This is a genomic window from Stenotrophomonas maltophilia group sp. P373, assembly GCF_053295075.1.
The window spans coordinates 2,962,310-2,982,747 of the sequence record NZ_CM129994.1 but is presented as its reverse complement, the minus strand read 5'-3'; the positions used below and the strand labels follow the sequence as shown (position 1 = coordinate 2,982,747).

The 20,438-nt window shown below is 66.0% G+C and carries 28 protein-coding genes, 3 tRNA genes and 1 pseudogene; 15 read left to right on the top strand and 17 right to left on the bottom strand.

The features are described 5' to 3' along the window. Positions 1-68 precede the first annotated feature (68 nt). Complete coding sequence (locus ACSYHF_RS13950) at positions 69-512, top strand: RidA family protein (protein WP_005417857.1); 444 nt, start codon at positions 69-71, stop codon at positions 510-512. Between the two features lie 115 nt (positions 513-627). On the opposite strand, the gene ACSYHF_RS13945 is transcribed toward ACSYHF_RS13950, so the two are convergent. After that, complete coding sequence (locus ACSYHF_RS13945; RefSeq protein ID WP_019660562.1) at positions 628-1,089, bottom strand: carboxymuconolactone decarboxylase family protein; 462 nt, start codon at positions 1,087-1,089, stop codon at positions 628-630. Positions 1,090-1,646: 557 nt separating this feature from the next. Here ACSYHF_RS13945 and ACSYHF_RS13940 point away from each other — a divergent pair. Next, positions 1,647-1,847, top strand: coding sequence for a hypothetical protein (locus tag ACSYHF_RS13940; RefSeq protein ID WP_005417854.1), 201 nt, complete (start codon positions 1,647-1,649; stop codon positions 1,845-1,847). Then, positions 1,844-2,185: a low molecular weight protein tyrosine phosphatase family protein gene (locus tag ACSYHF_RS13935; RefSeq protein ID WP_005417852.1), complete on the top strand. Its 342-nt coding sequence runs from the start codon at positions 1,844-1,846 to the stop codon at positions 2,183-2,185. Before ACSYHF_RS13940 ends, ACSYHF_RS13935 begins: the two co-directional genes overlap by 4 nt. On the opposite strand, the pseudogene ACSYHF_RS13930 reads toward ACSYHF_RS13935, so the two are convergent. Together ACSYHF_RS13930 and ACSYHF_RS13925 are read right to left on the bottom strand one after the other, a co-directional pair. Continuing rightward, positions 2,164-2,247: pseudogene (locus tag ACSYHF_RS13930) on the bottom strand (GNAT family N-acetyltransferase); the annotation flags it as partial. The gene ACSYHF_RS13935 and the pseudogene ACSYHF_RS13930 sit on opposite strands and share 22 nt — an antisense overlap. Before the next feature lie 140 nt (positions 2,248-2,387). Further along, the gene (locus ACSYHF_RS13925; protein ID WP_447575740.1) at positions 2,388-2,903 is read right to left on the bottom strand and encodes a DUF3011 domain-containing protein; all 516 of its coding nucleotides are present in this window, start codon (positions 2,901-2,903) and stop codon (positions 2,388-2,390) included. Positions 2,904-3,145: 242 nt separating this feature from the next. On the opposite strand from ACSYHF_RS13925, the gene ACSYHF_RS13920 reads away from it, so the two are divergent. Beyond that, positions 3,146-3,541, top strand: a complete 396-nt coding sequence (locus tag ACSYHF_RS13920) for a hypothetical protein (RefSeq protein WP_061478088.1) — start codon at positions 3,146-3,148, stop codon at positions 3,539-3,541. Between the two features lie 12 nt (positions 3,542-3,553). Here the strand turns inward: ACSYHF_RS13920 and ACSYHF_RS13915 are convergent, their stop codons facing one another. Next, on the bottom strand, positions 3,554-4,258 hold the full coding sequence (locus ACSYHF_RS13915; RefSeq protein WP_321573326.1) for an aspartate/glutamate racemase family protein: 705 nt from the start codon (positions 4,256-4,258) through the stop codon (positions 3,554-3,556). 74 nt (positions 4,259-4,332) lie between these two features. Here ACSYHF_RS13915 and ACSYHF_RS13910 point away from each other — a divergent pair, with 74 nt between their 5' ends. The 5 genes from ACSYHF_RS13910 to ACSYHF_RS13890 all read left to right on the top strand — a co-directional run bounded on the left by ACSYHF_RS13910 (position 4,333) and on the right by ACSYHF_RS13890 (position 6,648). After that, positions 4,333-4,644, top strand: coding sequence for an ArsR/SmtB family transcription factor (locus ACSYHF_RS13910; RefSeq protein ID WP_005417843.1), 312 nt, complete (start codon positions 4,333-4,335; stop codon positions 4,642-4,644). Further along, positions 4,644-4,994 (top strand): polyketide cyclase, encoded by a 351-nt coding sequence (locus ACSYHF_RS13905; RefSeq protein WP_065179579.1) that lies wholly within the window; start codon positions 4,644-4,646, stop codon positions 4,992-4,994. Before ACSYHF_RS13910 ends, ACSYHF_RS13905 begins: the two co-directional genes overlap by 1 nt. 37 nt (positions 4,995-5,031) lie before the next feature. Further along, on the top strand, positions 5,032-5,640 hold the full coding sequence (locus ACSYHF_RS13900; protein WP_053499231.1) for an ATP-dependent Clp protease proteolytic subunit: 609 nt from the start codon (positions 5,032-5,034) through the stop codon (positions 5,638-5,640). A gap of 98 nt (positions 5,641-5,738) precedes the next feature. Beyond that, positions 5,739-6,380, top strand: coding sequence for a LysE family translocator (locus tag ACSYHF_RS13895; protein ID WP_329915618.1), 642 nt, complete (start codon positions 5,739-5,741; stop codon positions 6,378-6,380). 94 nt (positions 6,381-6,474) lie between these two features. Continuing rightward, a complete protein-coding gene (locus ACSYHF_RS13890; RefSeq protein WP_005417836.1) occupies positions 6,475-6,648 on the top strand; it encodes a DUF1328 domain-containing protein in 174 nt (57 codons plus the stop codon). 36 nt (positions 6,649-6,684) lie between these two features. On the opposite strand, the gene ACSYHF_RS13885 is transcribed toward ACSYHF_RS13890, so the two are convergent. Genes ACSYHF_RS13885 through ACSYHF_RS13875 form a run of 3 tightly spaced genes read right to left on the bottom strand, consistent with a single transcriptional unit; the run spans position 6,685 to position 7,572 of the window. Then, a complete protein-coding gene (locus tag ACSYHF_RS13885; RefSeq protein ID WP_329915619.1) occupies positions 6,685-7,017 on the bottom strand; it encodes an SMR family transporter in 333 nt (110 codons plus the stop codon). A 33-nt stretch (positions 7,018-7,050) separates the two neighbouring features. Beyond that, positions 7,051-7,284 (bottom strand): DUF1653 domain-containing protein, encoded by a 234-nt coding sequence (locus tag ACSYHF_RS13880; protein ID WP_005417832.1) that lies wholly within the window; start codon positions 7,282-7,284, stop codon positions 7,051-7,053. A gap of 12 nt (positions 7,285-7,296) precedes the next feature. Then, positions 7,297-7,572: a hypothetical protein gene (locus ACSYHF_RS13875; protein WP_005417831.1), complete on the bottom strand. Its 276-nt coding sequence runs from the start codon at positions 7,570-7,572 to the stop codon at positions 7,297-7,299. 402 nt (positions 7,573-7,974) lie between these two features. Between ACSYHF_RS13875 and ACSYHF_RS13870 the strand changes: the two genes are divergently transcribed. The 3 genes from ACSYHF_RS13870 (at position 7,975) to ACSYHF_RS13860 (ending at position 9,246) form a co-directional block, all read left to right on the top strand. Further along, on the top strand, positions 7,975-8,181 hold the full coding sequence (locus ACSYHF_RS13870; protein ID WP_005417826.1) for a hypothetical protein: 207 nt from the start codon (positions 7,975-7,977) through the stop codon (positions 8,179-8,181). 132 nt (positions 8,182-8,313) lie between these two features. Next, the gene (locus ACSYHF_RS13865) at positions 8,314-8,871 is read left to right on the top strand and encodes a DUF3011 domain-containing protein (protein ID WP_005417825.1); all 558 of its coding nucleotides are present in this window, start codon (positions 8,314-8,316) and stop codon (positions 8,869-8,871) included. Positions 8,872-9,042: 171 nt separating this feature from the next. Continuing rightward, positions 9,043-9,246: a hypothetical protein gene (locus ACSYHF_RS13860; protein WP_005417823.1), complete on the top strand. Its 204-nt coding sequence runs from the start codon at positions 9,043-9,045 to the stop codon at positions 9,244-9,246. Positions 9,247-9,378: 132 nt separating this feature from the next. Here ACSYHF_RS13860 and dxs read toward each other — a convergent pair whose 3' ends face one another. From dxs to ACSYHF_RS13825, 7 genes are all read right to left on the bottom strand, one after another. After that, the gene (gene dxs / locus ACSYHF_RS13855; protein WP_111127807.1) at positions 9,379-11,286 is read right to left on the bottom strand and encodes a 1-deoxy-D-xylulose-5-phosphate synthase; all 1,908 of its coding nucleotides are present in this window, start codon (positions 11,284-11,286) and stop codon (positions 9,379-9,381) included. Between the two features lie 105 nt (positions 11,287-11,391). Next, the gene (locus tag ACSYHF_RS13850; protein ID WP_032954353.1) at positions 11,392-12,057 is read right to left on the bottom strand and encodes an HNH endonuclease; all 666 of its coding nucleotides are present in this window, start codon (positions 12,055-12,057) and stop codon (positions 11,392-11,394) included. A 394-nt stretch (positions 12,058-12,451) separates the two neighbouring features. Then, the gene (locus ACSYHF_RS13845) at positions 12,452-14,242 is read right to left on the bottom strand and encodes an acyl-CoA dehydrogenase C-terminal domain-containing protein (RefSeq protein WP_111128628.1); all 1,791 of its coding nucleotides are present in this window, start codon (positions 14,240-14,242) and stop codon (positions 12,452-12,454) included. A 64-nt stretch (positions 14,243-14,306) separates the two neighbouring features. Next, on the bottom strand, positions 14,307-14,783 hold the full coding sequence (locus tag ACSYHF_RS13840) for an NDR1/HIN1-like protein (RefSeq protein WP_005417809.1): 477 nt from the start codon (positions 14,781-14,783) through the stop codon (positions 14,307-14,309). 163 nt (positions 14,784-14,946) lie between these two features. Next, entirely contained in the window at positions 14,947-15,498 is a 552-nt protein-coding gene (locus ACSYHF_RS13835; protein ID WP_005417806.1) for a lipocalin family protein, read from the bottom strand. Between the two features lie 159 nt (positions 15,499-15,657). Further along, a tRNA-Phe gene (locus ACSYHF_RS13830) sits at positions 15,658-15,733 on the bottom strand. Between the two features lie 71 nt (positions 15,734-15,804). Continuing rightward, positions 15,805-15,880: transfer RNA gene (locus ACSYHF_RS13825), tRNA-Phe, on the bottom strand. 363 nt (positions 15,881-16,243) lie between these two features. Between ACSYHF_RS13825 and ACSYHF_RS13820 the strand changes: the two genes are divergently transcribed. Further along, a complete protein-coding gene (locus tag ACSYHF_RS13820) occupies positions 16,244-17,269 on the top strand; it encodes an NADP-dependent oxidoreductase (RefSeq protein ID WP_005417804.1) in 1,026 nt (341 codons plus the stop codon). Between the two features lie 79 nt (positions 17,270-17,348). On the opposite strand, the gene ACSYHF_RS13815 is transcribed toward ACSYHF_RS13820, so the two are convergent. Then, on the bottom strand, positions 17,349-18,191 hold the full coding sequence (locus ACSYHF_RS13815; protein ID WP_065196615.1) for a bifunctional transcriptional activator/DNA repair enzyme AdaA: 843 nt from the start codon (positions 18,189-18,191) through the stop codon (positions 17,349-17,351). A gap of 132 nt (positions 18,192-18,323) precedes the next feature. Here ACSYHF_RS13815 and ACSYHF_RS13810 point away from each other — a divergent pair, with 132 nt between their 5' ends. Continuing rightward, the gene (locus ACSYHF_RS13810) at positions 18,324-19,085 is read left to right on the top strand and encodes an SDR family oxidoreductase (protein WP_032954356.1); all 762 of its coding nucleotides are present in this window, start codon (positions 18,324-18,326) and stop codon (positions 19,083-19,085) included. A 6-nt stretch (positions 19,086-19,091) separates the two neighbouring features. Here ACSYHF_RS13810 and ACSYHF_RS13805 read toward each other — a convergent pair whose 3' ends face one another. Beyond that, positions 19,092-19,577 carry a hypothetical protein gene (locus ACSYHF_RS13805; RefSeq protein ID WP_447575739.1) on the bottom strand — a complete coding sequence of 162 codons (486 nt, stop codon included), beginning with the start codon at positions 19,575-19,577 and terminating at the stop codon, positions 19,092-19,094. 164 nt (positions 19,578-19,741) lie between these two features. Between ACSYHF_RS13805 and ACSYHF_RS13800 the strand changes: the two genes are divergently transcribed. Further along, positions 19,742-19,912, top strand: coding sequence for a hypothetical protein (locus ACSYHF_RS13800; RefSeq protein WP_005417792.1), 171 nt, complete (start codon positions 19,742-19,744; stop codon positions 19,910-19,912). A 60-nt stretch (positions 19,913-19,972) separates the two neighbouring features. On the opposite strand, the gene ACSYHF_RS13795 is transcribed toward ACSYHF_RS13800, so the two are convergent. Beyond that, a tRNA-Ala gene (locus ACSYHF_RS13795) sits at positions 19,973-20,048 on the bottom strand. Positions 20,049-20,438: the final 390 nt, after the last annotated feature.

Here is a 20,438-nt window from a genome sequence, read left to right as displayed (position 1 = left end):
CCCCGTTCAGGGGAGGCGGTCGACTCAAAATGCTTGCCACACTTGCCCTTTCACCAGAGAGAGCAATGATGAACGCTACCAATCGAAAGACCGCCAGCTTCGGAGTGCCGTGGGAATCGGCCTACGGGTACGTACAGGCCGTCCGCGTCAACAACACGATCTTCGTGTCCGGCCAGCTCTCGCACACGCCGCAGGGCGAGCTGGTTGCGCCGGCGGAGCTGGGGGCCGACGGCAAGCCCGCCAACTTCGACACCATGGAAGCCCAGATGAGGCGCACCTACGAGAACGCGCAGGTGCTGCTGGCAGAGCTGGGTGGGTCGATCGCGGACGTGGTCGAGGAAACGCTGTTCGTCATCGACGTTCCGGCCGCTTTCGCGGCCAGTAGCAAAGTCCGGCCGGCCGTGTATGGCCAGCCGGTGCCGCAGGTGGCCAGCAACCTGATCGGGGTCTCGGCGTTGGCCTTCCCCGAGCAGCTGATTGAGATTGCCTTCCGGGCGGAAGTCCAGGGTTAAGGCACTATGTGGGCGGGGCTTGCTCCGCCCGTTCCTTGCGGTGAGTAGGCCACCGATGGTTCCTACGAGCGCCTCGGCCCGGACAAAGCCAGGACGATCTCCGGCGTGCCGTACGCTACTTCTCCGCAGCGGGCTTGGCGCGGGGCTTCAATCTGAAGCTCACGCCCATCCGGTTGATCGCGTTCATGGCCGCAATGGTGAGCGTGAGGTCGACCAGGTCTTTCTCGCCGAATACTGCGGCTACTTTTTCGTACGCCTCATCAGATGCATGGGTTTCGCTCACGAGCGTCACTTCCTCTGCCCATGCCAGTGCGGCGCGCTCTTGTTCCGAGAATAGATAGGCGGCCTCGTGCCAAACAGGTAGGAGAGCGATGGTGTCGAACGGCATGCCTTCCTTAAGCAGATCACGGGTATGAATGTCGATGCAGTGGGCGCAGCCGTTTAGCTGCGACACACGCAAAAACACCAGATGCACCAGTTTCGGCGGCAGAGAGGTGCCCGCGGTCACAAAGTGATGCAGTTGCCCCACGGCTTTGGCGCCCTCGGGAGAGACTACGAACCAGTTGGCTCGATTCATTTTAATGGGTCCTTTTCGGGTATCTGTGGGGCCGGAATCGCCCCACCCGAAGCAAGGACGCCGACGGGCAGCAGTTCGTGACACCTGCCTAGGCTCGTCGCGATCCGCTGCATGTACGCTCGCCGAGGAAGGGGATGCTGGCCGTGGGGCGCTAGATACGGGGCGCGGCGGGGAGCACCCGGAGAAGATCCTCGATTGGCGGGACAGGGAAGGGGAATTGGCTGAAGGGGGGATCGCATCGCCGCCGTTCGGATGGCGTCGGGTAGAGCCGCCATATGCACCCTATCGGCTCGTAAGTGATTGATCGGATTGGGGCCCAATTTGCACTTTTGGGATGCCCTGCGAAGGCCTGAAACCCTTACAGATCAACGGGATGGGCCTATCTGGAACGATGCCTGGGGGGCAGAGGGTCGTCGGTTCGAATCCGGCCGTCCCGACCACTGTGATGAATCAAGAAGCCCGCGCAGCGATGCGTGGGCTTTTTTGTGCGTGCGGTGTATGCTGCGCGCCACTCGTACTACCGCGGCTGCTGAACCCGGTACTCACGAGAACACATCATGGAATCTGCAAGAAACCGTGCCTGGCGTCGCAGCCAGGCCCGCAATCGTGGTGGCGACCGCGCCACGACCGCCTACCGCTACAAGCCCGAGAAGAGCTGGAAGCTGTTGTATACGCGCGATGCCAAGCTCGCGCGTGCACGCCAGCTGGGCTTCACCTATCCGGTCCTCAGCGCCCGGCAACTGCAGGAACAGGAATGATCAACCTGCTGTTCGTCTGCAGCCGCAACCAGCTGCGGAGCCCGACCGCCGAAGCCATGTGGCGACGGCGGCCCGGCTTCAACGCGCTGTCGGCCGGCACCAGCCCGCACGCACGACGCCCCATCGGCCCGGCGGATATCCGCTGGGCCGATGTCATCTTCGTGATGGAGGCCAAGCACCAGCATCGCCTGCGGGCCGCGTACGCGCGCCTGCTGGAACACAAGCGCCTGCATTGCCTGGACATCCCCGACGACTATCGCTGCATGGATCCGGTGTTGATGGACCTGCTGGACGCAAAGGTGACCACGTATCTCGATCAGCTGCCGGAAAAGCGGTAGATCAGCTCCGGATCGCCTTCGTCCAATCCATGCACGATGCCGCTGTCGATGAAACTCGAGGCGGGCATCACCTCGCGGATACGCAGCATCGTCGAGGAAGGATCGGGTGGTGCCATCGCAGGCTCCTGGACTGGATGCGCCCAGTCCATCGATCACGTCGGCCGTGTCTGCGTATCCGCCAAAGCCAGCGTGTGGTCGGCAGTCAATACACGCGGAACTCGGCACGGCAGCCGTCGCTGACCCACACCCCGCGGCGGTCCCAGCCCCAGTTGCGGTCCTCGACGCACGGCGTCACCGACTTCTGCTTGACCAGGCGCACTTCATGGCGCACCCGGATGCGGCATTCCTTGTCCTTCTGCTCGTAGGACTCGCAGACCAGGCGCTCGCCGTCGTCATCCCGATCACGATCCCGGCCGCGCCCCGGCCAGCGGCCGCGTCCCTGTTCGTCTGCCACGAACTCAGCGCGGCAGCCTTCGGTGACCCAGAGCATGCGGCGGCTCTGGCCCCAGTTCTGGTCCTCGACGCAGCGGGTGACCGACAGCTGCCTGGCCATGCGCATGCGGCCTTCGATCGGGCACTGCTGGGCCTTGTTGAACTGCGACTCGCAACGCAGCGGCGGAATGTGATCGCTGTCGTAGTCCTGGGCGGCCACCGTGGTGGCCACCAGCAGCAGGGCCAGGGCGGAGGTGGCAATGGGCGGCAACAGGCGATGGGTCATGGAGAGCCTCGGCAGGGGGAATGGGCCGCAAGAATGGACCAGCCCGAGGCCGTCGGAACGGATCGTTCCGGCGCTGGCTCAGTGGGGATTTAGTAGTGCGCACCGGCCCATGCAGGGCCTTACATCCCTTATCATCGCGGCACATCCGATCGCATCGGCTTACACCTTCTTACATGTCTCCCACGCATGCCGGCGCAGCCTGTGGCTGCCGTCACTGGCGTGCAGCCGGCTTGCGGAGGAGGATGCGCGGACCACGACGACCACAGGGGGTTGCGTTGATCAGCAGTACCGTCATTCATCGCTCGGCTGGCGCAGAGGCCGGGCAGGTGCGTGTCCTGGACACCACGTTCAAGGGCAAGCATGTGTTCATTGCGTGGGGCCTGCGCGGGCCGGAACTGACCCGCAGCGCAGACCCGCCCGCCACCGTGGCTGCGCGCAAGGCGTTGCACGCCGTGGCCGGCCACAGCGAAGGGCCGCGCAGCCCGGAGGTGTTCATCGCCAACCAGTCGGCGGTGGCGATTACCGTCTATCGGCTGCTGACCGAAGCGCGTTCGGGCGATGCCATCTTCTTCCTGTGTGATTCGCAGGCTGTGGTCGACTGGCTGATCACCGCACTGGAAGTCCAGGGCGAAGGCTGACGCTGCGCGCGGTCAGGCCAGCGCAGCGTCCACCGCCGCAAGCGCGTGCAGGGTGGTCGTGTCGAACAACGGCACCGCACTGTCCTCGGGGCGCACCAGCAGCATGATCTCGGTACAGCCGAGGATGATCGCTTCGGCGCCGCGCGCGACCAGCCGCGCAATCACGCCGGCGTACACCTGCCGCGAGTGCTCGCTGGCCACGCCGGCGATCAGCTCCTGGTAGATGATGTCGTGCACGCAGCGGCGATCATCAGCCTCTGGAACCAGTACCTGCAGCCCGAAGCGGTCCTGCAGCCGGTCGCGGTAGAACGCCTGCTCCATGGTGAAGGCGGTGCCGAGCAGTCCCACCTTGCGGATACCTGCCTGCAGGATCGCCGTGGCGGTCGGGTCGGCGATATGCAGCAGGGGCAGCGGGCATTCGGCTTCGATCCGGCCGGCCAGCATATGCATGGTGTTGGTGCAGATCACCAGTAGCTCGGCGCCACCGGCCTGCAGTCGCCGCGCGGCATCGAGCATGTGGTTGCCCAGCACATCCCACTGACCGTCGTGCTGCAACTGCTTGATGTCGGCGAAATCCACCGACCACAGCAGCAGTTGCGCCGAATGCGCGCCACCGAGGCGGTGCCGCACCGTCTCGTTGATGAGACGGTAGTACTGCGCCGAGCTTTCCCAGCTCATGCCGCCGATCAGGCCAAGGGTCTTCATGCTCAGCTCCATGCCAGGGAGTCGTCATTGCAGCACAGCAGGTGTGGCAGTTGCACCATACATTAGTGACTGCTAATGTGTTGATCATGATCGAGAACGCCCTGTTCAAGGCGCTGGCTGACCCCACCCGCCGCCACATCTTCGAAAAGCTGGCCGATGGCGGGCGGCATGCCAGCGCGCTGCGCGAGGGCATTGCGATCAGCCAGTCTGCGATGTCCCAGCACCTGGCAGTGCTGCGCGATGCAGGGCTGGTGCGTGAGCAGCGCCAGGGGCGCTTCGTCCACTATGAAGTCGATCCGCGCGGGCTGGCCCACATCGGACGCTGGCTGCAGCGTTACCGGGCCTACTGGCCGGCGCGGATGTCCGCACTGCAGAACCTGCTGGAGGAGATGGACTGATGGACGATGTTCTGAAGGAAGCGGCTCCCGCGCTGGTGATGGAGCAGCGGTTGCCTGCGCCACCGGAACGGGTCTGGCGCGCACTGTTCGATCCGGCACTGCGTGAGCGCTGGTTGCCTGCCGCCGATCTTGCCGATCCAAAGCCCTGCCTGTTCGAGGAGGGGCGGGAGCTCGGATTCCGCTTGCGCGATGCACAGCCCCCACATCTGCACAGCCTGGTGTGTTTCCGGCTGCGCGCTGATGAGGATGGGGGAACGGTGCTGACCATCGTGCATCGGCTCACCGACCGGCGCGCGCTGATACCGCCGGCGTCCAACGATGACCATCGCACGGTGATGCGCGCGGCGTGAGCCGGCGCCTGGATCGAACGCTACAGGGAGCAGGCACATGCGGGACAGAATGCAGCTGGTACCGATGGTGGTGGAACGCAGCGAGCGCGGTGAGCGCTCCTATGACATCTACTCGCGGCTCCTGCGCGAGCGCATCATCTTTCTCAACGGCGAAGTCGATGACACCGTATCGGCGCTGGTCTGCGCGCAACTGCTGTTCCTTGAATCTGAAAATCCGGAGAAGCCGATCCATCTGTACATCAACTCGCCGGGCGGGGTGATCTCCAGCGGCCTGGCGATGTATGACACGATGCAATACATCTCGGCCCCGGTGCATACGCTGTGCATGGGCACCGCGCGGTCGATGGGTTCGTTCCTGCTGATGGCCGGCGAGCCGGGTCACCGCGCGGCGCTGGCCAATGCCAGCCTGCATGTGCACCAGCCGCTGGGCGGGGTGCAGGGCCAGGCTTCGGACATCTTCATCCACGCCGAGGAGATGCAGCGCACCAAGCATCGCATCACCCAGCTGTATGCGCGGCATTGCGGACGCAGTTTCGAGGAGGTCGAACAGACCCTGGACCGCGATCGGTTCATGAGCGCCGAGCAGGCATGCGAATGGGGCCTGATCGACCAGGTACTGGTACGGCGCGACGCGCTCGCGGCCTGAGCCTGTTTCTGTAACCACCGCATCCATGCTGCACTGTGTGTGACGCGCCAGGCCGGCGCACTCTATGCTGGTTGGATGTTCTGAAGTGGACGCCTGATATGGCCCTGCATACCTGGTGGTGGTTCCTGGCCACGGTCTTCGTGCTGTGCGGGACGCCTGGGCCCAACATGCTGCACATCCTTGGCCGCAGCGTCGGGCTGGGATTGCGCGGCAGTGTGCCGGCCATGGCCGGCTGCGTGCTGGCGATGCTGCTGGTGCTGGCGGCTTCCGCAGCGGGCCTGAGTGCGCTGCTGCATTCCTCGCCCATGCTGTTCGAGGTGCTGCGCTATCTCGGTGTGGCCTACCTGGCCTGGCTCGGCATCAAGGCCTGGCGCGACAGTTGCCGGCCCGCACCCGCGGTGGCCGATGCTGACGAGGTCACACTGGCGCCGGTACATGGCGCAGGAACGGTGTTCCGCGGCGGCCTGTGGGTCGGCCTGAGCAATCCCAAACTACTGCTGTTCGCCGCAGCGTTCCTGCCACAGTTCGTCGACCCGTCGCGCAGCCAGGCCGTGCAGTACAGCGTGCTGGTGGCGACCTTCGCGACCTGCGAACTGTTCTGGTACGTGATGTATGCGGCCGGTGGTCACGGCCTGCGCCGTTGGCTCGCCAAGCCATTCGCACGGCGCTGGTTCGAGCGGCTGGTGGGAAGCGTGTTCCTGGCTTTCGCAGTGGCGTTGTTGCGCTTCCGGCCGCGTTGATTCACGCCGCACACGCGGCCCGTTCACGAGCGCCGCATCGGTGGCGGCCTAGCCTGATCGCACCGTTTGCATTCCCTGCTGGGAAAGGATCGACATGATCAAGTGGGCCATCATCTTCGCCATCATCGGCATCATCGCGGGCGTGCTGGGCTTCGGCGGCATCGCTGGCGCCGCCGTGGGCATCGCCAAGTTCCTGTTCTGGGCAGGCATCATCATCGCCGTGGTGCTGTTCCTGATCGGCATGAGCGTGGCGAAGAAGGTCAGCTGAAGAAGGTCAGCTAGCGCCGTTCGCGCAGCAGCGTCTTCAGTGCGCGCTGCTGCGCGAGAACATATTGATCACCAGTACGCCGGCGCAGATCAGGCCGATCCCGATCAATGCCGGTGCATCCAGCCGCTGCTTGAACACCACCAGGCCGATCAGCGAGATCAGCACGATGCCGACGCCGGACCAGATTGCATAGGCGATGCCGGTCGGCACCGACTTCATGGTGACCGACAGCAGGTAGAAGCACAGCCCATAGCCAACCAGCGCGCCCACTGTCGGCCACAGCCGGCTCATGCCGTCCGAGGCCTTCAGCAGCGACGTGGCGATCACTTCCAGCACGATGGCGGCGGCCAGGTAGACATAGGGGTTCATCGTGGGCTCCGGTTCACTGCGGGTCGCACCGGATCAGTCGTCGATGCGAGCGAAGCGCGCCTGCGGGCCGTGTTCGCCCGGAACCTGCTCGATGAACATCGGGTAGGGGCGTACCCACAGGCCGCCTTCGCCATAGAGTGCGCGATAGAGCACCATCGGCTCCAACGTCTCGCTGCTGCGGACGATGTCGATCACCTCGTAGTCGCCGCCCTTGAAGTGGCGATACCGGCCACGGGCGAGATCGGGCAGGGGAGTCAGCTCAGCCATGGCAGGGCGTGCTCACTTGCGCGCCGGGCTGGCGGGCTTGGCGCAGTACGCGTCGATGGCCTCGGCCGTGTTGGCCAGGCCCTGCGCCTGCGCCAGCTCCCAGGGGCGCTCGCAGCGCTGGCTGTGTTCGCACCACTGATACCCGGCAGAGCCGATACAGCCGTGCGCATCTCGGTCGCCCCCCACCACCGGCGTCGCTGGCGATGCCTCAGCGCGCGCGGTCGCCGTGTCCTGGCTGGCACAGGCGGCCAGAGCCAGCAGGGCCGGGATCAGAAGAAGCACCTTCATGTGCGAGCTCCGTGCCTAAAGCGACATTTTCTGTCGCAAATAGCTCGCCAGCAAGCGCTCAATGCACGGCGGCGCGGATCAACTCTTCGATCAGGATCAGATAGCTGGCCACGAAATAGAACTTCAGCAACGTCCAGCGTTGCTGTGAGAAGAAGGTGCGCATGTGGAAGGGGCCCCTGTTGATGACGGTAGTGTGAAGCCAGCCTGACTCCGTGACAAGGATCACGGAATGAACGGGCTAAACGGACTCAGGGATGTGAGGAAAGCCAAGATCCGACGCGAAGGCGCGGCATTTTCGTACAAATCTGATGGGCCATCCCGGAGGCGGTCGCTAGCCTGATGGTGTAACGGCAAGCGGCCCGCTGCCTGCCACTGCACCCTTTCATCCGCAGGAGCCTCCCGATGGTCATCACCGTCCAATGCAATGCCCAGCGCTGGTCCGTACTGCATCCGCAGGTGAGCGACACCACCGGTTACGCCCGGGGCGCCGACGCCTTTGATGCCGCCGCCGCGCTGGCCCTGGAGCATCACCGCCGCACCGGCCAGCGCAGCACGGTGCGGGTCGAGGCGCTTGGCAACACGGTAGACGCGCTTTACGTTGGAGAGTGACGCCAGCCCCCGTAGTGCAGTCAGCCACGGTTGAGTTGTTTGAATGGGGGAACAACTGCCATCGCGCCTCCCTCTGTGCGCCGGGCCGTGAATCCCGGATGCTTGCGCCATCGTATTCATCTGGAGATCTCGATGGGCAAGGCACTCACCTGGCGCACCCTGGCCTGCACCCTGTTGCCGATGCTGGCGGCCGCCGGCGGCGCCCAGGCGCAGAGCTATGGCTACGGCTACGACGACGACCGCTATGGCGGCCGCGATGGCAGTGGCATCGTGCGCTGCGAGTCGGTCAAGAACCGCAGCAACGAGTGCCGCCTGGATGGCCGCGCGCGGCTGATCCGCCAGTTGTCCGGTTCGCCCTGTGTGGAAGGTGAGACCTGGGGCCAGTCGCGCAACGGCGTCTGGGTCACACAGGGGTGCCGTGCCGAATTCGTCGGTGAATACCGCCGCGGCGGCGGCTGGGGCGGCAATGGCGGCGGCTGGGGCAACGGCAATGGATGGGGTGGTGGCGATGTGGTCACCTGCCATTCCAATGGCCACCGGCAGGAGTACTGCGATGCCCGCATCCGCCGGGGCGTGCGCCTGATCCGCCAGGACTCGCGCAGTGCCTGCATCGAAGGCCAGAGCTGGGGCTGGGATCGCCGCGGCATCTGGGTGAGCGATGGCTGCAGGGCGCAGTTCCAGGTGAACTGAGCTTTACGGATTCAACCCATGAAAATCAGAATAATCTGATACAGCTCACATTTTGAACGCCGTATCGTCTGTGATCAGGGCGCCTTGCGTGCCCTGATTCCCGATGTCGATTGCCGTAGCCGGCATCAGCATCGCGCCGCCGTCGATACGCTGCCTCAAGGAGTGAGCTGCATGTTGATCCGCCTGCAATGCGAACAGCGCCAGTGGCGCGTGCTGCACCCGGATAGGCCGGAGCCAATCGAGTTCCGTGATGGCGCACGAGCCTATGACTTTGCCGAGACCCTGGCCCGCCTGCACTTCGTCGACACCGGGCAGCGCGCCGCCGTGCGCGTGGAGGCCAGCGGGGCGTTCGTGGAAGCGGTCAGTTACGGTTGAGCGTGGGGCGCCTTCCGGGGCAGGCCTGCGGGGTCCGGCCATCCACGCATGGCGTGGAACCACCTGCTTCCACCATGGAAGGTGCGAGCCTTCGGCTGCACCTTCCCGTGATGCGTGGATTCCTGATCGGCCTCAGCCCGCTGCGCTCAGCGGTGGGCTGCCTGCGGCCAGCTGTGGCCAACGCTTGAGCACGGCGGCGCGGATGCCGGCCGCATCGATACCGGCTTCGGCCAGCAGGTCCTCGCGGCTGGCGTGGTGCTGGTAGCTGTCGGGCAGGCCCAGGTGCAGGATCGGACGCAGCACGCCTTCGGCATTGAGCAGTTCACCGACACCGGAACCGGCACCGCCGGCCACGACGTTGTCTTCGATCGTGACCAGGCCCTCGTGCTGCGCGGCCATGGTCAGCACCAGCTCGCGATCCAGTGGCTTGATGAAGCGCATGTTGACCACGCTCAGGCCCAGTTCGCGGCCGACCTGCTCGGCGGCGGGCACGGTGCTGCCGAAGGCAAGCAGGGCGATGCGGTTGCCCTGCAGGCGCAGCTCGCCCTTGCCGATCGGCAGGGTCGACAGGTCGGTGCCGGCCGCAACGCCGGTACCCGTACCGCGCGGGTAGCGCACGGCCGCCGGACCCGGGTGCTGCAGGCCGGTGCTGAGCATCTGCCGGCACTCGGCTTCATTGGAGGGTGCCATCACCACCATGTTCGGCACGCAGCGCAGGAAGCTGAGGTCGAGGTTGCCGGCGTGGGTCGCGCCGTCCGGACCGACCACGCCAGCGCGGTCGATCGCAAACAGCACGTCCAGATCCTGGATCGCCACGTCGTGCACCAGCTGGTCGTACGCTCGCTGCAGGAAGGTGGAGTAGATCGCCACCACCGGCTTGCCACCCTGGGTGGCCATGCCGGCGGCGAGGGTGACCGCGTGCTGCTCGGCGATCGCCACGTCGAAATAGCGCTGCGGGTATTCCTTGCTGAAGCGCACCAGGCCAGAGCCTTCGCGCATCGCCGGAGTGATGCCGTAGAGGCGCGGCTCGGCGGCGGCGGCATCGCACAGCCAGTCGCTGAATACATCGGTATAGGTCGGCTTCTTGGCCCCGGCCTTGGCCACCAGGCCCTTGTCCGGATCGAATGGGCCCACGGCGTGGTAACCGATCTGATCGCCTTCTGCCGGCTCGTAGCCCTTGCCCTTGGTGGTCATCACATGCAGCAGCTTCGGGCCCTTGGAGGCGCGCAGCGTCTTCAGGGTGGACAACAGGGCCGGCATGTCGTGGCCGTCGATCGGGCCGGTGTAGTGGAAGCCCATTTCCTCGAACATCGTGGAGGGCACGAACATGCCCTTCCAGTGTTCTTCCCAGCGCTTCACGAAACGCGCCGGGTTGTTCTTCTTGTCACCGAGGATCTTCTTGCCACCTTCGCGCAGCGCGTTGAGCGTACGGCTGCCGGTCGCTCGGCCCAGCATCTTGGTCAGGCCGCCCACTGCCTCGGAGATCGACATGTTGTTGTCGTTGAGGATCACCAGCAGGTTCGGCTCCGGCTCCATGCCACCGGCGTGCATCAGCGCCTCAAATGCCATGCCGGCAGTCATCGCGCCGTCACCGATCACTGCCACAACCTTGCGGTCGTCGCCTTCGGACTGGCGGGCGATGGCCATGCCGAGCGCGGCCGAGATCGAGGTGGAGGAGTGGCCGACGCCGAAGGTGTCGTACTCGCTTTCCTCGCGCTTCGGGAACGGCGCGACACCGTCCTTCTGCTTGACAGTATGGATCTCGTCGCGGCGGCCGGTCAGGATCTTGTGCGGGTAGGTCTGATGGCCGACGTCCCACACCAGCTGGTCGACCGGGGTCTGGTACAGATAGTGCAGGACCACGGTGAGCTCGATAACGCCCAGGCCGGCGGCGAAGTGACCTCCGCTCTTGCCCACCGATTCGATGAGGTAGGCGCGCAGTTCGTCTGCGACCGCCCTCAATTCGGATTCGTCGAACGTGCGCAGGTCATCCGGTGTCTGGATGCGCGCGAGGCGGGGATAGCGGGCAGAGTCGATCATCATGTTCGCACTTTTTCTGAACGCCCATTTTCGCCCTCAAACGGGGGTGGGGCAAGCAAACGCCGCCGTCCGTGACAGGACGGTGAGGGTTGCATTTTCGGGCGTTCAGGTGCTGAGTTTCGAGCGCTTGGGCAACTGCGCCTTCAGGAAGGCCATCTGGTCGGCCAGGATGTTGCGGTTGGACAGGATCAGGTGCTCGATCCAGCTGGGCCGGTAGGGCACTGCCAGCAGGGGCATGCCGGCCTGCTGCGGGGTGCGGTCGCTCTTGCGCGAATTGCAGTGGAAGCACGCGGTGACCACGTTTTCCCAGCAGTCCAGGCCACCTTTGGACAGCGGCATGACATGGTCGCGGGTGAGAGTCGGGCGGGTGAACTGCTGGCCGCAGTACATGCACAGATGGGCGTCGCGGGCGAACAGGGCCTGATTGGTCAGGTTCGGCGTGGGGTCGATCGCGCGGGAGCGGGCGTGGCCGCGGGCGGCGATGATCGGGTGCAGGTCCATGCCGCTCTGCAGGCCGCTGAAGCGGTTGGTGCCACCGTGGATGTGCAGGCAGGGATCGCCGAGCGTCCAGGCCACTGCCTCGCGGGCGTAGAGGCAGGCCGCATCCTGCCAAGTGATCCAGTCCAGTACGCGTCCGTGGGCATCAAGCGAGAGCAGCCGGACCGAACCGGGGCGATGCAGCGTCGTGGCGTTGGGCGATGCTTCGGCGCCCGGAGCAGAAAACGGAGCTCCGGCTTCGATCAGACCCAAGCGTGTAGTGTCTGTCTCCATCGGGAGAACAGCTTATACCTGAATGTTGACGATTTGTGTATCGCCGACAGGCGATACACAAATCGTCAACATTCAGGTCCGCGCATTCCTCCTAATCCCCGCGCCTGTCGGCGCGCCCCCTTTAACAAAAGGGGGCTCTTCTCCAGATGGATTTCGGGGGGGGGACCATCCACGCATGGCGTGGATCTACGCAGTTCGCGGGGAACTGTCAGAGGCGGGGTGGTGTGGGGTGGCAGGACCGTTGGCGCCATGGATGGCGCCATCGAGCCCCCATGGATGGGTTTACGGCGTGTCCTGCCAGCCCACACCGCCCCGCCATCCACCGGGATGCAGCTGTTGCTGTTGCGGTTGCCGGCCAGCGGCCCGCACTACCGGTGCCGGGCGGCAGCCCGGCTCAGACGCCGAAGCGCTCGTCGTCCATCGCCATCAGCGGGGCGGCGCCGGACTGGATCGCAGCGGCGTGGCTGAGCGTGCGCGGCAGCACACGGGCGAAGTAGAACCGCGCGGTCTCGCGCTTGCCCTGGGCGAAGGCGGCGCCGTGTGCGCTGGCGTCGGCGGCGGCGACGCTGCGGGCCCACCAGTAGGCCAGCACCACGTAACCCGAATAGAACAGGTAGTCGTAGCTGGCCGCGCCCAGTTCGTCCGGATTGCCGGCCGCGCGCTGGAGCACATCCATCGTCAGCTTGCCCCATTCGGCGGCCTTGGCGCGCAGCGGGCCAATGAACTCGGCCAGCGCTTCGTTGCCCTCGTGTTCCTTGGCGAAGGCTTCGATCTCGGCCAGCATCAGCTTCAGGCCGGCGCCCTGGCTGGACGCGGTCTTGCGGCCGATCAGGTCCAGCGCCTGGATGCCGGTAGTGCCTTCATACAGCGTGGTGATGCGGGCGTCGCGGGCCAGCTGCTCCATGCCGTGCTCGCGGATGTAGCCGTGGCCACCGAAGCACTGCAGGGCGTTGTAGGTGTTCTCGATGCCCCATTCGGTCTGGCAGGCCTTCGAGATCGGGGTCAGGAAGCTCACCAGGGTGTCGGCGCGCTCGCGCTCAGCGGCATCCTCGGCATGGTGGGCAACGTCGATGAGGGTGGCGGCGTGCAGCGCCAGCAGGCGGCTGCCTTCGACCAGCGACTTCACCGTCAGCAGCATGCGGCGCACATCCGGGTGGACCAGGATCGGGTCGGCCGGCTTGTCCGGGAACCTGGCACCACTCAGGGCGCGCGACTGCAGGCGCTCACGGCTGTACTTCAGCGCGTTCTGGTAGGCGCGCTCGGACAGGCCGATGCCCTGCAGGCCGACCCCCAGGCGCGCGGTGTTCATCATGGTGAACATCGCCTGCAGGCCCTTGTGCGGCTGGCCGACCAGGTAGCCCTGCGCGCCATCGAAGTTCATCACGCAGGTGACCGACCCCTTGATGCCCATCTTGTGCTCGATCGAGCCGCAGCGCAGTGCGTTGCGCTCGCCGACGTTGCCGTCGCGGTCGACCTTGAACTTCGGGGTGACGAACAGCGAGATGCCCTTGGCACCCGGGGGAGCGTCGGGCAGCTTGGCCAGCACCAGGTGCACGATGTTCCCGGTCAGGTCATGCTCGCCGGCGGTGATGAAGATCTTGGTGCCGGTGATCGAATAGCTCCCATCGGCGTTCGGCTCGGCCTTGGTCTTGAGCAGGCCGAGGTCGGTACCGCAGTGCGGTTCGGTCAGGCACATGGTGCCGGTCCAGCGGCCCTCGATCAGCGGCTTGAGGAAAGCCTCGTGCTGCCAGGCCTCGCCGTGCTGCTTCAGTGCTTCGATGGCGCCGTGGGAGAGCAGCGGGAAGTTGCCCCACGCCAGGTTGGCGGCATTGATCATTTCGTTCAGCGGCACGCCCAGAGTGTGCGGCAGGCCCTGGCCGCCCAGCTCCGGCGAGGCGGTCAGGCCGGTCCAGCCGCCATCGACGAACTGGTCGTAGGCCTGCTTGAAGCCGGGCGGGGTGGTCACTTCACCGGTGGCCTGGTCGAGCACGCAGCCGATCTCGTCGCCGACGCTGTTGAGCGGGGCCAGTACGGTGGCGCTGAAGCGGCCGGCTTCCTCCAGCACGGCATCGACCACGTCGGCGGTGGCGTCGGTGAAGCCCAGGCGGGCGAACAGGAGTTCGACCTTGAGCACGTCGTGCAGGGCGAAACGGAGGTCGGAAAGCGGGGCGGTGTAGCTGCTCATCGGTACGTCTCGATTTGATCAGGGCAGGGGAGAGCGGCGCCGGGCGCCGCCACGAAAGGCGCGTTCAGCGCAGCACGCCGGGCAGGCCGGGGGCCTGGTTGAGGGTGCTGCGGCTGCTGATGTCGAAGCTGCGCTGCTTCTTTTCCTGCGGCGTGGCCGCCACCGTTCCCTTCAGGCCATAGGCCAGGGTGCGGTTGCTGGCCAGCGCATCGGCCACCACCAGGCGCGCGGCCGAGCTGGGCACCAGGTCGACATTGATCACGTCGGCGGAGGTGCCGCCGATGGAGATGCCAGGCTGCGCGTGCAGGGTGCCGGCTTCGTTGTCGCCGACGGTCAGCGCCAGCGAGACGTCATCGAAGGTCATCGGCATCGAGCTGAAGTTCTGCAGGCGCAGGGCCACGGTCCAGTTGCCGTCGGCACGCACGGTCAGCTGCTGCAGGCTGGCCGCCGGTTCCGAAACACGCTTGACGATGCCGTTGTTGCAGGCAACAAGGGCGAGGGTGCACAGGACAATCAAGGCGATACGGAAACGGTGGAGCATGGGCGCAAGTCCTCTGGAGGGGTGCGTTTGGATAAGCATACTACGGCGTATGGTTGTTTGGATCGCCTGTGGCGACCCGTCGCAGAGGGTAGCGCGTGAAGATGGCGGCCGGGCGTGCGCGGTGCCGGACGGCGCGCGCGCGGCGCCGCGGTTGCGACGCGGTTCAATCGGCGGGCGTATCGCGAAGCGGGGCCATCAGGCGCAGCGGGCGCAGGTCGTAGCCCATGGCCTCGGCTTTTTCTTTCAGCGCTTCGAAGCGTGCGCGATCCATTTCCGGCAGGCGCGAGAGGATCCACAGGTACTTCCGGTCCGGTTCACCGACCAGTGCCCACTGATAGTCCGGGTCCAGCGCCAGCACCCAGTAGTCGGCCCAGACCAGCGGGACCCAGCTCAGCCAGTCCGGCGCGAAGCGCACCTGCAACTGGCCGGGATGGCCGGCCACCGCGCGTGCCACGCCTTCGGCGACCACGCGCTCACCGTCGCCGTTGCGGCAGGCGTTGGTGACACTGATGCGGCCATCGCTGCGCAGTCCGTAGTTGGCGGTGATCTCGCCCACGCACTGCTTCTGGAACGAGACCGGAAGATGCGCAATTTCGTGCCACTGGCCGGCGTAGCGATCGATGTCCAGGCGCTCGACCGCGCGCACAGGTTCAGTGGCGATCACCGGGAAAGCGGCCAGCAGCAGGCAGGCGAACAGGGCGGGGCGCAGAGGCATCGGTAGGCTCCAGGCAGGAGTCTGGAGCGTAGGTGCCGCCGCGCATGCCGGTGTAAATGTTTCGTCAACCGGGCGTGTGCGCGGGCGCCGCATCCGCCACTCGTGCAGTGCGCGAAGCACGGACAAAAAAAGACCTGCATCTCTGCAGGTCTCGAAAGATGGTGGCCGAAGACGGAATCGAACCGCCGACACGGGGATTTTCAATCCCCTGCTCTACCAACTGAGCTACTCGGCCAAACTGTGTGGCAATCACGATCAACTGCGATTCCCGAAAAAAAGACCCGCATTTCTGCAGGCTGTCGAACGTGGTGGCCGAGGACGGAATCGAACCGCCGACACGGGGATTTTCAATCCCCTGCTCTACCAACTGAGCTACTCGGCCACGTAGTTCATTGCAGCGAGGTCGCTGCCAAGGACGCGCATATTACGGAGGTCAGCCGGCTACGGCAAGCATTTTGGCAAAAAACCTTCACATTGCCGTCTGCGCAGACGCAAGTACTTGATCCGCCGTCGCTGGGCAGGGGGGCGCTGGATGCCGATTCATCCGTGCGCGGTGGCGCGGTGATCATCGCGTGCGGCGGAATTCAGCGGGCCACCGTGATCGACAAACGCGGCGTGGCGCGGCCTGCGCGTGGACGGCACCGATACCGGACATGGAACGCTGTTTTCGTGACCCCCATGGGGGAACGCTGCGGCGTAGTGTCGGCGTTCCTTCCTGATGCTGGCAACAGCAGAGACCGTCGTCATGTCCGACTCATCGACCACCACCCGCATCGTGCTGGCGTCGCGTCCGCAGGGGGCGCCCACTGCAGCCAATTTCCGCCTGGAGCAGGCCGCGCTGCCGCCCTTGGGCGACGGTGAGGTGCTGCTGCGCAATCGCTACCTCTCACTGGACCCGTACATGCGTGGACGCATGGATGAGGGACCGTCGTATGCCGCGCCGGTGGCAGTGGAAGCTGTGATGGAAGGCCAGACCGTGGCCGAGGTATTGCAGTCCAGGGCTGCGGGTGTCGCAGTGGGCGAACGGGTGCTGGCGCCGGGCGGGTGGCAGACCCACGCGGTGCTGCCGGCCAAGGCGCTGGGCCGCCGCCTGGACCCGGCCGGGCTGCCGTTAAGTACGGCGCTGGGGGTGTATGGCATGCCGGGCTTCACCGCCTATTCCAGCCTTCATGAAATCGCCCGCCTGCAGCCGGGAGAGACGCTGGTGGTGGCCGCCGCAACGGGGCCGGTCGGCGCGACCGTGGCGCAGTTGGCCAAGCTGCAGGGCGCGCGCGTGGTGGCCATCGCCGGTGGCGAGGCCAAGCGTGCCTATCTGCAGACGCTGGGCGTGGACGTGGCGCTGGATCATCGCGCTGCTGGTTTTGCCGAGCAGCTGCGCGCGGCGGTGCCTGCGGGTATCGACGTGTACTTCGAGAACGTCGGGGGCCATGTACTGGATGCGGTGCTGCCATTGCTCAACGACTTCGCCCGCATTCCGGTGTGCGGCACCATCGCCACCTACAACAATCGTGGCGTCGCGCAGCCTGGCCCGGACCGCCTGCCGGCGCTGTTCAGCCAGATCCTGCGCCAGCGCCTGACCGTGCGCGGTTTCATCGTGCACGACTTCAAGCACCTGTGGCCGGACTTCGAGCGCGAGATGGCGCAGTGGCTGCGCGAGGGCCGCGTCCAGTACCGCGAGGACGTGGTGGAAGGGCTGGAGAAGGCGCCGGAAGCCTTCTTTGGCCTGCTGCAGGGGCGCAACTTCGGCAAGCTGGTGGTGAAGCTGGACTGAGGGCTTGGCCGATGCCGGCCAAGGTTGGCGGCTACCGGAGGTTGGGGGCGCCGACAAGGTCGGCGGCTTGCGGGTCGCGTCAGCCGTTGGCGAGCTTTTCCCGGCGCAGCAGTTCGCGCTTGCGTGCCACGCCCCAGGCATAGCCGGACAGGTCGCCGTCGCGGCGCACCACCCGGTGGCAGGGCACCGCCACGGCCAGCGGATTGCTTGCGCAGGCGCGTGCCACTGCGCGGCTCGATCGCGGCGCGCCGATACGCGCGGCGATTTCGGCATATGAGGCCGTCTGTCCGCGCGGAATCTGCTGCAGCGCCTGCCATACACGTTGCTGGAAGGCCGTGCCGCGGATGTCCAGCGGCAGCGTGGCGCCTCGCGAGGGATCCTCGACCAGGCCCACCACCTGTGCCACCAGTTGTTCATAGCCGCTGTCGGCCCCGACCAGTTCGGCCTGGCGGAAGCGCTGCTGCAGTGACTGCAGCAGCGCTTCCGGATCGTCGCCGAGCAGGATCGCGACCACGCCGGTGGCACTGCTGGCCACCAGCACGCTGCCCAACGAACTTTCGGCAAGCGCGAAGTGGATGACTTCGCCGCGACCACCGGCACGCCATTGCTTCGGCGTCATGCCCAGCAGCTTCGGCGCGTTCTCGTAGAAGCGACCGCTGGAGCCGAAGCCGGCATCGTGGAAGGCGTCGGTGATGCGTTCCTGTTGTTCCAGCCCGGTGCGCAGGCGGTCGGCGCGCAGCGCGGCAGCGTACTGCTTCGGGGTCAACCCGGTTGCTTCCTTGAAAAGGCGATGCAGACGGGTTGGGCTGCAACCCGCGATCCCGGCCAGTTCCTGCAGCGAGGGTTCGTCGTGGCTGGCTTGAAGGTGGCGGCAAACTCGTTCGACGCGGGCATCGAGGGCGGTGGTGGCGGTGCTGTCCATGGCCGGATTCTGGCACGTGCTGGTTCTGCGGAAACTCCGTTTCCTGCACCGATGGGCCGGGCCCGGAAACGGAGTGTTGGCAGGCGAGAGGTGCGGCATCGTGGCGGCCACTTCACAACCGGTACCACGACCATGCGGCTGAACAACAAGATCGCTCTCATCACCGGTGCCAGCGCCGGCATCGGCCGCGCCAGCGCGCTGCGCTTCGCTGCAGAAGGGGCAAAGCTGGTGCTCAACGCACGGCGGCCAGAGCCGCTGCAGGCGCTGGCCGAGCAGATCCGCGCCGCCGGTGGCGAGGTGGTGGTGCATGCCGCGGACGTGGCTGATCCGGCCACGGCACCGGCGCTGGTGGAACTGGCCCAGCAGTCATTCGGTGGGTTGGACATCGCGCTCAACAATGCCGGCATGCTCGGCCCCGGTGCACCGGCAGCAGAGTTCCCGGTGGATGCGTGGCGCGAGGTGATGGCCACCAATCTCGATGCCGCCTTCCATGCCGCACGCGCCCAGTTGCCGGCGTTGCTGGCACGCGGCGGTGGCTCACTGGTGTTTGTCGGCACCTTCGTCGGCCACACCGTCGGCTTCCCGGGAATGGCGGCCTATGCGTCGAGCAAGGCCGGCTTGATCGGCCTGAGCCAGGTGATCGCCGCCGAATACGGCGCGCGTGGCGTGCGCAGCAACGTGCTGCTGCCCGGGGGCACCGATACCGAGATGGGCCGGCAGGCGGCACCGACCGGTGATGCGCGTGATTTCGTGCGCTCGCTGCATGCACTCAAGCGCATGGCCAAGCCGGAGGAGATCGCCAATGCGGCGTTGTTCCTGGCCAGCGATGAAAGCAGCTTCGTTACCGGTACCGCAATGCGCGTTGAAGGCGGCGTGTCGATCACCCGAACCTGAGCGCCGTCACGTGCGAGGCGAGTAGCGGAGGCCGCTGCTCGCCATGAATCCCTTCGGGTCAAACCGGGCCCAAGCCTCGCCCCAGCTGAAGCGGGCGTGGCCGCCGCTCAACGTGCGACCCAGCGCTGCACCCAGCGTGCGGCGCATGAAGGCAACTTCGGCATTGATCGCAGCCTGGCTCGGCCAGCCGTCGTCCAGCGTCGCACCAGGCAGGTCGACACTCATGGTCACAATGTCGAGGTATTGGCCGTGGAAGCACAGGCTGATGCCAGCGGGTGCACCGCCCAGGCTGAGCCGGTGCAGGCTCAGCCAGATATAGCCGGTGCCGACATCGCGCTCGCCATGCGTCAGCGTGGCGAAGGCGATGCGCGCCTCCTGCAGTGAGAGGCTGGGACAGATCAGGTTCGGCAGCGTGCCGAGCTGGATGCTGCCGTCGGTTGGATTGAAGTTCATCGGCACGGTGTGTGCCGCGTGCTGGGCGGGCGGGGGCATGGGTGTACGCGGAATTCGTGCTGCATCGGATTCTGGGCGTGTGTTCACCGTCGCAGCAAGTGGGTTCGTGCACACGCTGTTGGCGCGGGACTGACCTGTGGATTACCCGCCGGCCTCTAGCGTGGGGCAGAACGTCGGCCTGATGCCGATGAGGGAGTAATCAGATGAACGAGCCAGACAAGGATCAGGACCCGAAGCAGGGCATCCAGGAAAGCCGCCAGGACCGGAAGCAGGACAACGTGGCGAAGCAGCGGCCGGGCCAGTGCGACCAACAGGTGCGTGATGCGCATTCGCGCAGCCCGCGCCGCAAGGATGGCGGCCAGGAACCCGGCTAGGCGGATTCCAGACAAGAAAAAACCCGTAGATCGCCAGGATCTACGGGTTCTTCTGAATAGTGGTGGAGCCAAGGAGGATCGAACTCCTGACCTCGTCATTGCGAACGACGCGCTCTCCCAGCTGAGCTATGGCCCCACGGCAGGGCTGCAGTGTAGCGCTGCCTGCCGGGCTTGCCAAGCGCCGGGCAGGGACGACGCAAGGCCTGGATCCACCGCCGTACCGGCCGGATTCGGGCCAGTGCTTGGCGCAGCAGGGCGAATTCGACAGAGACCAGGCGTTGCGCAAGGCAATGCCGGGGGCGGCAGCAATGAGCAGTCGTCCCGCGAAGCCGTGGCGCCGTAGAAGTAAAGGCGAGAGTTGGTTTCGCAGCGCGCATGCGGGCGACTTGCGAGGGTCGATGTCGCGCTGACCCGGCTGCCAGGAGCTTCGGGGTCAGATCCGTTTTCCCTTGGAAAACGGATCTGACCCCAGGCGCTGCCGGCTGACTGTGCCGAAACCGCTTGTTTCGCCGGGTTCGGGTGCCGC

What these genes read in the sequence shown, in the direction of transcription:
- ACSYHF_RS13950 (WP_005417857.1), top strand. Translation starts at nt 69, where the DNA reads ATGAACGCTACCAATCGAAAGACCGCCAGCTTCGGAGTGCCGTGGGAA.
- ACSYHF_RS13945 (WP_019660562.1), bottom strand. Translation starts at nt 1,089, where the DNA reads ATGAATCGAGCCAACTGGTTCGTAGTCTCTCCCGAGGGCGCCAAAGCC.
- ACSYHF_RS13940 (WP_005417854.1), top strand. Translation starts at nt 1,647, where the DNA reads ATGGAATCTGCAAGAAACCGTGCCTGGCGTCGCAGCCAGGCCCGCAAT.
- ACSYHF_RS13935 (WP_005417852.1), top strand. Translation starts at nt 1,844, where the DNA reads ATGATCAACCTGCTGTTCGTCTGCAGCCGCAACCAGCTGCGGAGCCCG.
- ACSYHF_RS13925 (WP_447575740.1), bottom strand. Translation starts at nt 2,903, where the DNA reads ATGACCCATCGCCTGTTGCCGCCCATTGCCACCTCCGCCCTGGCCCTG.
- ACSYHF_RS13920 (WP_061478088.1), top strand. Translation starts at nt 3,146, where the DNA reads ATGCGCGGACCACGACGACCACAGGGGGTTGCGTTGATCAGCAGTACC.
- ACSYHF_RS13915 (WP_321573326.1), bottom strand. Translation starts at nt 4,258, where the DNA reads ATGGAGCTGAGCATGAAGACCCTTGGCCTGATCGGCGGCATGAGCTGG.
- ACSYHF_RS13910 (WP_005417843.1), top strand. Translation starts at nt 4,333, where the DNA reads ATGATCGAGAACGCCCTGTTCAAGGCGCTGGCTGACCCCACCCGCCGC.
- ACSYHF_RS13905 (WP_065179579.1), top strand. Translation starts at nt 4,644, where the DNA reads ATGGACGATGTTCTGAAGGAAGCGGCTCCCGCGCTGGTGATGGAGCAG.
- ACSYHF_RS13900 (WP_053499231.1), top strand. Translation starts at nt 5,032, where the DNA reads ATGCGGGACAGAATGCAGCTGGTACCGATGGTGGTGGAACGCAGCGAG.
- ACSYHF_RS13895 (WP_329915618.1), top strand. Translation starts at nt 5,739, where the DNA reads ATGGCCCTGCATACCTGGTGGTGGTTCCTGGCCACGGTCTTCGTGCTG.
- ACSYHF_RS13890 (WP_005417836.1), top strand. Translation starts at nt 6,475, where the DNA reads ATGATCAAGTGGGCCATCATCTTCGCCATCATCGGCATCATCGCGGGC.
- ACSYHF_RS13885 (WP_329915619.1), bottom strand. Translation starts at nt 7,017, where the DNA reads ATGAACCCCTATGTCTACCTGGCCGCCGCCATCGTGCTGGAAGTGATC.
- ACSYHF_RS13880 (WP_005417832.1), bottom strand. Translation starts at nt 7,284, where the DNA reads ATGGCTGAGCTGACTCCCCTGCCCGATCTCGCCCGTGGCCGGTATCGC.
- ACSYHF_RS13875 (WP_005417831.1), bottom strand. Translation starts at nt 7,572, where the DNA reads ATGAAGGTGCTTCTTCTGATCCCGGCCCTGCTGGCTCTGGCCGCCTGT.
- ACSYHF_RS13870 (WP_005417826.1), top strand. Translation starts at nt 7,975, where the DNA reads ATGGTCATCACCGTCCAATGCAATGCCCAGCGCTGGTCCGTACTGCAT.
- ACSYHF_RS13865 (WP_005417825.1), top strand. Translation starts at nt 8,314, where the DNA reads ATGGGCAAGGCACTCACCTGGCGCACCCTGGCCTGCACCCTGTTGCCG.
- ACSYHF_RS13860 (WP_005417823.1), top strand. Translation starts at nt 9,043, where the DNA reads ATGTTGATCCGCCTGCAATGCGAACAGCGCCAGTGGCGCGTGCTGCAC.
- dxs (WP_111127807.1), bottom strand. Translation starts at nt 11,286, where the DNA reads ATGATCGACTCTGCCCGCTATCCCCGCCTCGCGCGCATCCAGACACCG.
- ACSYHF_RS13850 (WP_032954353.1), bottom strand. Translation starts at nt 12,057, where the DNA reads ATGGAGACAGACACTACACGCTTGGGTCTGATCGAAGCCGGAGCTCCG.
- ACSYHF_RS13845 (WP_111128628.1), bottom strand. Translation starts at nt 14,242, where the DNA reads ATGAGCAGCTACACCGCCCCGCTTTCCGACCTCCGTTTCGCCCTGCAC.
- ACSYHF_RS13840 (WP_005417809.1), bottom strand. Translation starts at nt 14,783, where the DNA reads ATGCTCCACCGTTTCCGTATCGCCTTGATTGTCCTGTGCACCCTCGCC.
- ACSYHF_RS13835 (WP_005417806.1), bottom strand. Translation starts at nt 15,498, where the DNA reads ATGCCTCTGCGCCCCGCCCTGTTCGCCTGCCTGCTGCTGGCCGCTTTC.
- ACSYHF_RS13820 (WP_005417804.1), top strand. Translation starts at nt 16,244, where the DNA reads ATGTCCGACTCATCGACCACCACCCGCATCGTGCTGGCGTCGCGTCCG.
- ACSYHF_RS13815 (WP_065196615.1), bottom strand. Translation starts at nt 18,191, where the DNA reads ATGGACAGCACCGCCACCACCGCCCTCGATGCCCGCGTCGAACGAGTT.
- ACSYHF_RS13810 (WP_032954356.1), top strand. Translation starts at nt 18,324, where the DNA reads ATGCGGCTGAACAACAAGATCGCTCTCATCACCGGTGCCAGCGCCGGC.
- ACSYHF_RS13805 (WP_447575739.1), bottom strand. Translation starts at nt 19,577, where the DNA reads ATGCCCCCGCCCGCCCAGCACGCGGCACACACCGTGCCGATGAACTTC.
- ACSYHF_RS13800 (WP_005417792.1), top strand. Translation starts at nt 19,742, where the DNA reads ATGAACGAGCCAGACAAGGATCAGGACCCGAAGCAGGGCATCCAGGAA.